General features: G+C 44.2%; 12 protein-coding genes. 5 read left to right on the top strand and 7 right to left on the bottom strand.

Going from position 1 to position 12,130, the window contains the following annotated elements:
• The first annotated feature begins 76 nt into the window (after nt 1–76).
• Genes L5M11_RS13100 through L5M11_RS13090 form a run of 3 tightly spaced genes read left to right on the top strand, consistent with a single transcriptional unit; the run spans nt 77 to nt 778 of the window.
• Nucleotides 77–352 (top strand): hypothetical protein, encoded by a 276-nt coding sequence (locus L5M11_RS13100; RefSeq protein WP_263192350.1) that lies wholly within the window; start codon nt 77–79, stop codon nt 350–352.
• Entirely contained in the window at nt 345–566 is a 222-nt protein-coding gene (locus L5M11_RS13095; RefSeq protein ID WP_263192347.1) for a hypothetical protein, read from the top strand. The genes L5M11_RS13100 and L5M11_RS13095 overlap by 8 nt, the downstream gene beginning before the upstream one ends.
• On the top strand, nt 563–778 hold the full coding sequence (locus L5M11_RS13090) for a helix-turn-helix transcriptional regulator (RefSeq protein ID WP_115334968.1): 216 nt from the start codon (nt 563–565) through the stop codon (nt 776–778). Before L5M11_RS13095 ends, L5M11_RS13090 begins: the two co-directional genes overlap by 4 nt.
• A gap of 29 nt (nt 779–807) precedes the next feature.
• Here L5M11_RS13090 and L5M11_RS13085 read toward each other — a convergent pair whose 3' ends face one another.
• From L5M11_RS13085 to yceD, 4 genes are all read right to left on the bottom strand, one after another.
• Nucleotides 808–2,121, bottom strand: coding sequence for a tyrosine-type recombinase/integrase (locus L5M11_RS13085; protein ID WP_263192345.1), 1,314 nt, complete (start codon nt 2,119–2,121; stop codon nt 808–810).
• A 121-nt stretch (nt 2,122–2,242) separates the two neighbouring features.
• On the bottom strand, nt 2,243–3,271 hold the full coding sequence (plsX, locus tag L5M11_RS13080) for a phosphate acyltransferase PlsX (protein ID WP_263186159.1): 1,029 nt from the start codon (nt 3,269–3,271) through the stop codon (nt 2,243–2,245).
• A gap of 15 nt (nt 3,272–3,286) precedes the next feature.
• Entirely contained in the window at nt 3,287–3,457 is a 171-nt protein-coding gene (gene rpmF, locus L5M11_RS13075; RefSeq protein WP_006081226.1) for a 50S ribosomal protein L32, read from the bottom strand.
• Nucleotides 3,458–3,473: 16 nt separating this feature from the next.
• On the bottom strand, nt 3,474–3,998 hold the full coding sequence (gene yceD / locus L5M11_RS13070) for a 23S rRNA accumulation protein YceD (RefSeq protein ID WP_028760371.1): 525 nt from the start codon (nt 3,996–3,998) through the stop codon (nt 3,474–3,476).
• Between the two features lie 262 nt (nt 3,999–4,260).
• Here yceD and L5M11_RS13065 point away from each other — a divergent pair, with 262 nt between their 5' ends.
• Nucleotides 4,261–4,845: a Maf family protein gene (locus L5M11_RS13065; protein WP_263186158.1), complete on the top strand. Its 585-nt coding sequence runs from the start codon at nt 4,261–4,263 to the stop codon at nt 4,843–4,845.
• Nucleotides 4,846–5,017: 172 nt separating this feature from the next.
• Here L5M11_RS13065 and L5M11_RS13060 read toward each other — a convergent pair whose 3' ends face one another.
• Together L5M11_RS13060 and rluC are read right to left on the bottom strand one after the other, a co-directional pair.
• Nucleotides 5,018–5,737, bottom strand: a complete 720-nt coding sequence (locus L5M11_RS13060) for an HAD family hydrolase (protein WP_263186157.1) — start codon at nt 5,735–5,737, stop codon at nt 5,018–5,020.
• Between the two features lie 22 nt (nt 5,738–5,759).
• A complete protein-coding gene (gene rluC, locus L5M11_RS13055; RefSeq protein WP_105252860.1) occupies nt 5,760–6,719 on the bottom strand; it encodes a 23S rRNA pseudouridine(955/2504/2580) synthase RluC in 960 nt (319 codons plus the stop codon).
• Nucleotides 6,720–7,261: 542 nt separating this feature from the next.
• On the opposite strand from rluC, the gene rne reads away from it, so the two are divergent.
• The gene (gene rne / locus L5M11_RS13050; RefSeq protein ID WP_263192344.1) at nt 7,262–10,696 is read left to right on the top strand and encodes a ribonuclease E; all 3,435 of its coding nucleotides are present in this window, start codon (nt 7,262–7,264) and stop codon (nt 10,694–10,696) included.
• Nucleotides 10,697–11,711: 1,015 nt separating this feature from the next.
• Here the strand turns inward: rne and L5M11_RS13045 are convergent.
• Nucleotides 11,712–11,921 (bottom strand): cold-shock protein, encoded by a 210-nt coding sequence (locus L5M11_RS13045; protein ID WP_011789734.1) that lies wholly within the window; start codon nt 11,919–11,921, stop codon nt 11,712–11,714.
• Nucleotides 11,922–12,130: the final 209 nt, after the last annotated feature.

Below are 12,130 nucleotides of genomic sequence, written 5' to 3'. Positions count from 1 at the left end.
CGAGCTTTTTATCAAAGCTTAGCGATGAAAAGTACAGGAATAGATATAAAAGATGTTTTGAACAAGGTGGTAATTAATGTTTGAGTTCACTGAAGATAAAAAAAGTTTAAGGCCTAGATATATTGGCACAATCAAACATAACGGCATTAGAAGAACGTTAATGGTGTTAATGACATTGCCCACTATTTTCGCGGTTATTTCTTTAAATGCTTTCGTCTTCTTGGTTCATATTATCATGGCATTTTGGAAGCTGATTATACTTGGTACGTTCAAGACTTTTGCTGGTATGTTTCAGGCTAAAACATGGGAAGTATGGCATAAGCCAAGGCAGGTGCAGCATGAAGATGAATGACAGACTTAACCTAGCTATCGCTGAGAACGCCGAGCTTAAAGCCAGAATTACCGAGCTTGAGCAACAAGTGGCAACCCTTAGCAAACGCCATGAGTTTGATCTATCAACTGTCCATGGCCGTGAGCAAGCAGTGATTGCTCGATTAGATAGGATGGGGATGAAAACCGACCTAATGGCACTAGACGAATGCATATTAAATAAGGCAGGTGCATGATGATTAAAGGTTACTGGTGTACAAAAGACATCACCGAGCGGTTTAGATGCACTAGCCGCACCATTTACCGCTGGATGCAAAAACCACAACATCCATTTCCAAAACCACGGATGCTAGCAGCAGGCAGTCAAAACTTGTGGGCCATCGATGATGTAGAAGCGTGGGAGACTCAAGCAGCAAACCACCAAACAAATAACAGCCAAGCCGCTTAACATCCCCCCCCCTATCGTTCTGTATATCGTTACAACTCACTTCCAATAATGTCGCACAATCTATGATGCCAAGCGGTATATGCTGCCGCTTGGGTTTTTAAATATAAATTGTGGTCATACACGCCTTGAATGCCTGGCAACTTATGCCCGAGCATCACCTCTGCAGTCCTTTCATCTGTCAAATCTGAAAAGTTAGTACGCGCGGTTTTACGTAAATCATGGATAGACCAATGCGTGATGCCGCATTCATGATGCTTATTTATCCAATTATTGATGACGTTCACTATAGATAAATGCGATGTCGACGCTAACGGCTTGGCTTCACTATCAGGCTTTTCGCTGAAAGAATCTGCCGACCCAAATAAAAATTTACCTGAGCTTAATAGAAAAGCCTCTTTCAGTAGAGGCACAATTTCAGGCACGATAGGCCTGACAATTTGGTTGCCACTATAACCAGTTTTATGGTTTTCAGCCGGAACAGTCCAGACCATTTTATCAAAATCAAAATGTGACTTTTCAGCTAGCCGTAGTTCACCTGTGCGACAAGCGAAGAACAGGTGGAGCTTTATAAAGACTTTGTTTTTAGGTGCAACTCTTGAGCGTCTAAGCGCATCCCAAAGCAAGACGATTTCATCATTACTCAGCGAACGCTTGCCAACTCGCTTAACGATATGAAGATCTTCTCTCGCACCAATGTCAGATAAAGTGTTATCGCTGATTAGCCGCATTCTAACGCCCCAGCCAAGCATTTTTTTGGCATTGGCCAATATACTTGCGGCCACTGCTGGCGTTCCCTTCGCGATGTTATCAAGCACAGTAAGCCATGTATGTAATTTAGTGTCCTGCACTAACATCATGCCAATTCTAGGTAATAAGTGAATTTCAAAGCTACGTAATACCTGCTTGTGGCACTTTTCATTTATGATTTTTTTCGTACTATGCCAACGATAGAACAAGTCGCTGATCGTTGGTGCATTTTCAATTTCAATCCGATCGTTAATTTTAACTAATTTAGGATTATAACCTTTCTCTAGCTCACCTTTTAAACGTAAGCATTCCGTCCTGGCGGACTTTAATGAAGTCGCAGGGTAAGATCCGAGATCAAGTCGTGATGCTTTGCCAATATATCGATAGCGCAATTGAAATGTAAGTTTGCCTTTGGGTGACACTCTCACACTTAAGCCATCACGATCGGCCTTCTCATAAGCCTTGTCGATCTCCTTGCCGGAGTTAGCTTTTAGCCATGAATCTGACAGCGCCATAAACCCTCTTTGTGTACAAATTTTTTTAGCCTGAGCGGCTATCGGTGTACATAGTGTAAATTTGCACACAAATTTGTACAAGTTTTGCTTGTCTTATGTCGAGTTTGAATGTCTTAGTTTGTCGCAGTGATTTGACGCATAACGAGGATTTTAAAGGTTTTATACTAGCGAATGTCGCGATAAATCTTTGTTTGTCGCGGTATCAGTGATTGATATCTAAAAGAATCGACTCCAAACGATCTTTTATCATTTCAGGGAGTCGACGTTGAGCTTCCGTTACTGCCAAACTAATTGCTTGTAAATAGGCAGTTTCATCCGCGTTTCCATGGCTTTTTACAACTATTCCGCGCAATCCTATCAGACTTGCACCGTTATAGTGGTCGGGGTTCATCTGACTAAGGACCGCCTGGATACGAGGGGCGATAAGTTTAGCCAGAAAACGAACGAATAAACCTTGGGTTAGTCCCCGTTTTAACTGATGTACTAATAACTTGGCAATACCTTCAGAGGTCTTGAGCGTGATGTTACCCACAAACCCATCACAAACAATCACATCCACATTACCGGAATAGATTTCATCCCCTTCGATAAAACCTGTGTAATTGATTTGTTCTGTGTGTTGCAGCAACTGCGCGGCTTGCTGAACTTGGTCATTACCTTTAATTTCTTCAACGCCCACATTGAGCAAGGCGACTTTTGGCCGAGATTTCTTATCTACCGCTTCGCACAGGACTGAGCCCATCACAGCAAATTGAAATAAGGTTTCCGAGTCACAGGAAATATTCGCGCCCAAATCCAACAAATAAACCGGTTTTTGAGTCACCGCAGGTAAACAACTGACTAATGCGGGTCGATCAACACCAGGCAAGGTCTTCAGCAATACTTTCGCCATTGCCATCAGCGCCCCTGTGTTACCGGCACTCACACACGCTTGTGCGCGGTCGTCGCGCACTAACTCAATAGCCAATCGCATGGAACTGTTTTTACGTGTACGCAAGGCATGCACAGGCCTATCGGACATACTAACGACTTCATCGGTATGAATGATTTCTATGCGCGAAAGTAAACTCACTTCGGCTTGACGTAGATAGACATCAATTTCAGTCTTGTCACCGACTAAAATGATTTTAAGAAAAGAATGTAATTGTAGTGCCCGCAAGGCTGCAGGCACCGTGACGTGGGGGCCATGATCACCACCCATTGCATCTAACGCAAGCGTCAGATTCGTCATTAGGAAACCAACAAATTACTTGTTGATTACCTTTTTACCGCGATAGAAGCCATCTGCAGTCACATTGTGACGCATATGGATTTCACCGCTGGTAGCGTCTACAGACAGCTGAGCAGTGCTCAGTGCGTCATGTGAACGGCGCATTCCGCGCTTTGAACGTGATTTTTTGTTCTGTTGTACAGCCATTGGCCTGTCTCCTCGATTACTTGCTCTTCAGTTTTTCTAACACTGCAAACGGATTTGGACGCTCCTCTTGAGCGGGTTCTATCTCGCCTACAACCATGTCTTTAGATCCCGCACTGCAATCAATTTCTTGATGCATTGGGATTATCGGCATAGCGACTATCAATTCATCTTCGATCAATTGATGTAGACGCACTTCGCCAATTTCATTGCACTCAATTGGGTCATACGCATCCGGGAGCTCATCGATTTCTGCTTTAGTCCGACATGGACCAAAACAAAACTCGACCGTAACCTCAGTGGTAAATAGTGTCATGCAACGTTGACATATCAGAGTGAGCTCCGTCACAGCCTTCCCTTTCAGGTAGACTATCCCCTGTAAATCTACGCCACATTCAAGCGACACTGCCACATCGGAACAGTCGCCGGCACATAACTCAGTTAATCTTTTCAGTTGCACACCAGGAACAACGCCCTGATAAACTAGGCGACTCGAGGCGGCGCGAAATGGATCAATTGAAACCGGTATCTTTACTGTTTGCATAAGGCGCGCATATTATAGTTTGAAAACGCTAGAGTCAAAGAAAAAATACTAACTTAAGTCCCAGTTTGCGACTTAAGCCTTTCCCTTGCCCCAACATTGAAATTGACGGAAGCGAAATAGTACCCAAGCATGAAGCCGCATACAAGCGCAAGCCGACTAAAATAGTCGCATTCATTGAAAAGAAACCGTAAAAGACGAAACTCTTGCACTCTCCCGCATTGATTGGTCACAATATGAGTCACTCTTTTGCGGATATCTCATTATGCCAACCCCATTAATCTTAGCTTCGACGTCTATATATCGACAATCTTTACTGCAAAAACTCGGGTTACCCTTCGAATGCTGCAATCCTAATATTGACGAAACGGCGTATCTCGAAGAATCGGCCCATGCTTTAGTGCTGCGATTAGCCAAAGCAAAAGCCGTCGCGGGGGCAGAACAATTCCCCGATGGTCTGATTATTGGTTCCGATCAAGTTGCCGTCATTAATGGCAAGATTATCGGTAAACCCCATCATTTTAATAATGCCGTCGCGCAGCTCACTCAAGCCTCAGGCAAGGCCATCACCTTTTATACTGGTCTTGCACTCTATAATGCCAAAACTGGCGCTATGGCCGCTGAGGTTGAACCCTTTACGGTTCATTTTAGGCACCTTAGCCATTCGCAGATTGTGGCCTACATAGAAAAGGAAGAGCCTTATTATTGCGCAGGGAGTTTTAAGAGCGAAGGTTTAGGTATCGCGTTATTTACAGCGCTCGAAGGTCGCGATCCCAATACCTTAGTTGGCTTACCACTGATATTACTGACGGAAATGCTGTTAGCCCAAGGTGTAGACGTTCTCGCTTAAACGTTTACCAAGGCTTTGCTCTATTTGCTCAGTTTATTGAATCAATGACGCGCATCAAAAATACCGAGCTACTGAGTCGTTTCATCGACGAGAAGATGAGACGTAAATAAAAGTGATAAGGAAGTCTCATGCGCAGCGGCATGTATTGCCGCTCCAGCATTAAATAGCAGTGTTAGAGGTATTGCAGTAATTGCTTTGGTGAATCTATCAAGGCGATAGGTTTTGCCCGCAGCAACTTTTCGGCACTGTGAGCGCCATAGGTCACGCCAACGCTATCAATCCCAGCATTGGCCGCCATGGTTAAATCCAGCAGAGAATCACCCACCATTAAGGCTCTGTTCGGTGCTATATTCAATTCTTTCAGCAAGCTTGAGATCATTTCAGGGTGGGGTTTGCTGTGCACTTCATCGGCGCAGCGTGACGCAACAAAGTATCGACCTAAGCCTGTTTGCTCAAAGACGCGATCAAGTCCCGCACGGGCTTTACCAGTTGCGACGGCTAACTTATAGCCTTGGCTATACAAGTCATCGATTAATGCAGGAGTTTGTACAAACAAGGGCGTTGGCGTGGTGTCTAAATGCAAATATTGTACTTTAAACTCAGCGCGCATCTGCTGATATTGATCATCTTCGCCTTGGCTAAATGCATTTTTAGGATGCTGCTGATGCTGAGAATTGGCAGAAGAAGCGCTGAGATTGAGCCCGTGTGGAAATAGGACTCGCAGCGCTTCTGTCATAGAAAGACCAATAATATCGCGAATGTCACTTTCAGTTGGGATAGGTAACTGCAATGCCTTAGCCATATTTTCAATACAAGTGATAATTTTACCGATGGAATCCATCAGAGTGCCATCCCAATCGAAAATCACTAAATCGTATTGCTTTATCTTCATCCTTGAAACCTATCCCCGTCGATTACGCACGCTTTAACTTATCGAGTAATTGCGACAAATTTTCATCTAAAGGCGCTGAAACCCGCATCACTTCATCATTTTCTGGATGAATGAACATCAATTCAGCAGCATGTAAAAAGAGTCGAGTTAAACCTAATGCACGCATGCTATCGTCAAACCCTTGCTCGCTGTACTTATCATCACAGGCGATAGGATGGCCAGCAAATTGGCAATGCACCCGAATTTGATGAGTACGTCCAGTGACAGGGCTTGCCTTCACTAAAGTACAACCTTGGTAACGCTGCATAATTTTAAAGCGCGTTTCTGAAGGTTTACCCTCCGCATTAACACGCACAATGCGCTCACCGGATTTAAGAGTGATTTTCAATAAAGGCTGTTTAACGGCTTTATCTTGAGCAGACCATTCCCCTTTAACTAAGGCCAAATAGTCTTTCTGCATCTTTTTATATCGAAGCTGATCATGCAGATGTTTAAGCGCGCTACGTTTTTTCGCCACCAACAACACGCCCGAAGTATCTTTATCGAGACGATGTACTAGCTCTAAAAACTTTTGTTGAGGACGCAGTGAACGCAATGCTTCAATCACACCGTAATCGACTCCACTACCACCATGCACGGCAATGCCAGCAGGTTTATTCAGCACGATCAAATGATTGTCTTCATGCAAAATACGATCTTCGAGTTGCGAGACTTTACTTAAGTTCGCCGATGGTGCGGTACGGTTATCCGGCTCTGCCACGCGGACTGGCGGAATACGTACTATGTCGCCAATCTGCAACTTGTACTCGGGTTTGATGCGTTTCTTATTCACTCGAACCTCGCCCTTGCGGACAATGCGATAGATCATGCTTTTCGGCACGCCCTTCAGCTTGGTCATTAAGTAGTTATCGATACGCTGTTCGAAGTGATCTTCATCAATCGTGATCAACTGAACCTGTTGTGGGGTGGATTCTATATTCATGATGCGCCATCTAATTATAACGGTCGCCATTGTACAACAACTGAGAAGAATTGTGCCTTTCCATTGCTGAATTTTTTGATTATTGCTATATTTCACCAGCGATTAGGGATAAGCCGTGAATAAAGTGTTCACAACGCCCTGATCCCAAGCGGAAAATTTAACGGATAAAAAAAGATTTTCTTGATAGCAAATCATTGATTTGCAAATCGTATACAGAGTAAAAATACCACAAATGCGTTTTTTACGATTAAATCGAGAAAGTCACCTTACTTTAATAAGGTTTACCCTAGGTTTTCCTCCCCGATTTCGAAGGATATTTTAACTTGTCGTCAGACAAACCGATTCGACTTGGGCATTACCGGAACGAAACTAAAGAATTTATGGGGTTGGTTGATGTTTTACAACGAATTCCTTGTTTTTGTAATCATTAAAAAATAAGCCATAAATAGGATGCGACACGCAGCGACTGCGTCTAACAGTAATGCGCACCTCTTGCCTAGCCACCAGCCGTGAGGCTCAGTTGACCTACTGCTAGGCCCGTAATGCAGCGAAGCGCGATGTTTGATGACCTCTATTTAAAGAAGAATGACGTCATCATGAAACGTATGTTAATCAATGCAACTCAATCAGAAGAGTTGCGTGTTGCCCTTGTTGATGGGCAACAACTGTATGATCTAGATATTGAAAGTCCAGGTCATGAGCAAAAAAAATCAAACATTTACAAAGGTAAAATTACCCGCGTAGAACCGTCTTTAGAAGCCGCTTTCGTCGACTACGGTGCCGATCGTCACGGCTTTTTGCCACTGAAAGAAATCGCTAGAGAATATTTCCCGAAGGGATATTCGTTCCAAGGTCGCCCAAACATCAAAGAAGTGGTCAGTGAAGGACAGGAAGTTATTGTCCAAATTGACAAAGAAGAACGCGGCAATAAAGGTGCAGCCTTAACGACCTTCATCAGCCTTGCAGGCTCTTACTTAGTATTAATGCCAAACAACCCACGTGCTGGCGGGATTTCTCGTCGTATCGAAGGTGATGAACGCACTGAGCTAAAAGAAGCGATGGCTGACTTAGAAGTGCCTGCTGGCATGGGTCTTATCGTGCGTACTGCGGGTGTAGGCAAAGAATCTGCCGAGTTAAAGTGGGACTTAAAAGTTCTACAACACCACTGGGCGGCGATCACCGAAGCTTCACAAGTTAAAGGCGCACCTTTCTTAATTCACCAAGAAAGCAATGTGATAGTTCGCGCTATTCGTGACTATTTACGCCGTGACGTGGGCGAAATCCTCATCGATCATCCACGTATTTTTGAAGAAGCGAAGCAACATATCGCCTTAGTTCGCCCTGATTTCGTTGAGCGCGTAAAACTGTACGAAGCTGAAGTGCCATTATTCACTCACTTCCAAATCGAATCACAAATTGAATCCGCCTTCCAACGCGAAGTACGTCTGCCATCTGGCGGTTCGATTGTTATCGACCCAACTGAAGCCTTAACCTCAATCGATATCAACTCTGCCCGTGCCACTAAAGGCGGCGATATTGAAGAAACAGCACTTAACACTAACCTCGAAGCCGCCGATGAAATTGCCCGTCAATTGCGTCTCCGCGACTTAGGTGGCTTAGTGGTTATCGACTTTATCGATATGACGCCAGTACGTCATCAGCGTGAAGTTGAAAACCGTTTACGTGATGCTGTGCACCACGACCGCGCTCGCGTGCAGTTAGGTCGCATTTCTCGTTTCGGTTTGATGGAAATGTCGCGTCAACGTCTGCGCCCCTCTTTAGAAGAATCTGCAGCGCATATCTGCCCTCGCTGTCATGGCCAAGGAACGATTCGCAGTACCGAGTCTTTAGCACTGTCAATTTTACGTTTGATGGAAGAAGAAGCCATCAAAGAAAACACCTCACAAATCGAAGCGATTGTGCCTGTGGATGTTGCAGCTTTCTTGTTAAACGAGAAACGCAAAGCCATTCGCATCACAGAACAGCGTCACGATGTCGAAGTGTATGTGATACCTGACGCACACATGATGACGCCTGATTACCGCGTGATCCGTCACCGTAGTGATGATGAAATCAGTGAATCAAGCTATAAGCGTATAGAGCATCCTGAAGCCAAATTGTATGAGCCACGCAAACTGGAACGTACTGCGGCGCCTATCCCGGCATTAAAAGGTTTTGCAGCGCCACAAAAAGTAGAACAAGCCCCATCACCAACGGTGAAAGTTGAAGCGCCACAACCAGGCTTCTTCAGCAAGCTTGTGAGTGCAATCAGTGCCATGTTTGCGCCAAGTGAAAAAGCTGAACCCGTAAAAGTTGTTGAAACTAAAGCAACGGATACCAGTGCGGCTAACGCAAATCGCCGTAACCGTCGTAATGACACTCGCCGCCCACGCAATGCCCAAGATGCCGACAAAGCAAAAGAAGGCACTCGTGAGCCGCGTAGCCGCAATCCAAAAAAACCGGCTGATGCAGTAGTCAGCACACAAGAACGTCCAGTACGCGAAAAAGAAGAAGCGGCTAAACGTCCAGCTAAAGCTGAACCAAAGCCACGCGTACAAGCGCCAAAAGATGTTGTTGCCGACATTGAAGCAGATGATGCCCCTAAGCAAGAAGTCGCCCGTGAGCGTCGTCAGCGCCGTAACATGCGTCGTAAGGTGCGTATCGATAATGGCCATAATACGCCAGATAATGCGATCCCAATTGCACCTGAAGATGCCGCAGAAGTGTTAGCGGAAATTGCAGCCCTTAACGCCGCAGCGGCAAGTACTATCAGTGTTAATACCAAAGCTGAAGTCATTGCACAAACGCCAGTAGAAACTAAAGCGCCAAGAACACGTCGCCAGCCTCGTAAGGAAGCTGCTCCTGCTCAAGAAGCGCAAGAAAATATTGTGCTAGAAGAGACAACTGTAATTTCTACTGTAGTAGAAACACCTGCGGTTGATGCTGTTAACGTAGCTGAAAACACCTTGGTTGACACAGCAGCTCATACTGTAGCAGCGGATGCTGTATCGCAAGATAGCGAAGTTGATGCTGACAACGAAAATGCGAATGCTGATGATCAATCAAAACGCGAGCAAAGAGATGGTCAACGTCGTAGCCGTCGTAGCCCTCGCCACCTTCGTGCAGCGGGTCAACGTCGTCGTCGCGACGAAGATGACCAAGGTACATCAACGCCAGCGCAATTCGTTCCTAATGACGAATTAGGTGCTGACCAAGAGTACCCAAGCGAAATCGTCAGTGTTCGAGTGGAAACTCCTGTTGTTGCAACTCAAACAACAGCGGTAACTGAACCGGCCGTTAAAACTGCTGACGTCGAAATAGCTGAAACAAGTGCAACTCCAGCTGTTGAAGCTCCTGCTGTTGTTAAAGTAGATGCAAAAGTTGAGCCTCAAGCAAATGACGTTGCAGCAGTTGAAACTCAGCAAGTTGAAACTAAACCTGTTGTGACTAAAACCACTGAAACGAAAGCGGAAGAGCCAAAGGCTGCTGACGTAAAAGTTGACCTTGCGTCAATCGTTGAAACTCAGGTGACCAGCGTTACTGCTGAAGCCGTAGTCGTTACAGTCCCATCAGTTGAAAGCTCAGTGACTAAATCAGTAGCAGTACCCAAAGCTGAAGCAGCTAAAACCGAAACACTTGTCGAGCCAAGTGTTGCACCGAGCGTTGAAGTAAAAGAAGCCGTGAAAGCAACAGCCTCTGCGCCAATGGCCAGACCGGCTGCTATCGCTAAGCCTCAAGCCACAATACAAACGGCTCCAACAACACCGCAAATCACGGATGCCGTTGTTGTCAGCAAGCCGAAAGCCGCCAGCCGCTTTGGCTCTATGGTGTCTTCAGATATGACCAAGCCTGTCATTGAAGTGAGAGAACAAGTGGCAGTCCCTAAAGGACGAGAGTATGAGAATACTGCGAACGAAGAGTCTACAGCCAAAATCAAACTCGCTAATGGTGCAGAGTCGGATATGGCGCGTCCATAATCACTTAAGCTAAACCAGAAAAGCCATGCAATTGCATGGCTTTTCTATTTATACTGTAATACTCCACAATATTTAAATTTAGCTCTATCCATTTTTCGGCTTAATCGTAGTCCCTTGAATAACATAACCCATCAAAAGATCCTCGGTATATAGTTCTCAACTTTAAGTATTCTTGCGTTGTCACTAACGTCACATTAGAAGCAATAAACATGCTAACAAAATATCAGGCCAATACCCGCCAGTAGAAAGGGCTCTTAATCCATTTAGTGCTAACTGTAGACCCCTCCTTTATAAGTTAGGAAAACTAGTCGAGGGAGAGCATTATTCCGCGATAAAGTAGCCGATAATTAAGTTGAATTAGCAACCTAAAGCTTCCGTCGAAAATGCTTAAATGTACGAAATGCAAGGCATCTGAATAGCAATATTCGTTTTTGGTCGGCTGCAAACTACATCATAAATAAGCTAGTGTTCTTTAATATCAAGCACTAAATGCTTTGCTAGTCTCAACTCTTTACTACAAGGCTTTCAGCCTTAGATACAGCTTAGTATATGCAGGATGACTAAGAACAAGAAATGCAAGTGCAAGTGCACCAATCATATTCGGCAATATCTGAAGTCACTGATTTACAACAAATGAATGATTAGACACATTCGCGTTCGACATTGAATATAAGATTACGCAAAAAATAAACTCGATAAGAGCAAGCGTTAAGAGTTAACATATAATGGAATTGAATGTTACAGGGGTAAAAATAAGGAGGTGTATCAAATGGTTTTATTGAAAATCTTGGAGATATCAGAATTGGATTCTAACAGAGAAAGATTAGAGGATTAACTTCAGATTTAAGCATTAAATTAATGCGACATGTTAAGTAGATCTGGTCGCTTATACTTATACTGGATTCAACAATCTAAACTAAATGAAATCTTATTTTCGCACAAATAAAAAGAGCCACGGAATTAACCATAGCCCTTTAATCCATTGCTATCAGCTCTAGGCTAACAGCACTGAAAATTAACCAATGATAGTTACGTTTTCAGCTTGTGGACCTTTTTGACCTTGAGTCACAGTGAAAGACACTTTTTGGCCTTCATCAAGAGTTTTGAAACCGTCAGAGTTGATCGCACGGAAGTGTACGAATACATCTGGACCAGATTCTTGCTCAATGAATCCGAAACCTTTGTCAGAGTTGAACCACTTAACAACACCAGTAACTTGAGACATAATATAAATCCTGTAAATAAAAAATTAAAGCCTTAACGGCGGGTGGAGCTGGAAAATGCCGGTATTACTTATGTTTACAGGACGAACTGGTCGTATTGAACACATAAATATAAGCCCAACCTTCAAGCTGATAAGACTATAAACCATTCTAAAGATAAGTCAACACACTGCGACACTTTGGATTATTTATTTTGCCTAAATCTACTTTA

It is taken from the genome of Shewanella sp. SM87 (assembly GCF_025653705.1).
Taxonomy (GTDB): Bacteria; Pseudomonadota; Gammaproteobacteria; order Enterobacterales; family Shewanellaceae; genus Shewanella; species Shewanella oncorhynchi.
Note: the sequence above shows the minus strand (reverse complement) of the source record. Positions and strands in the feature narration are given on the sequence as shown.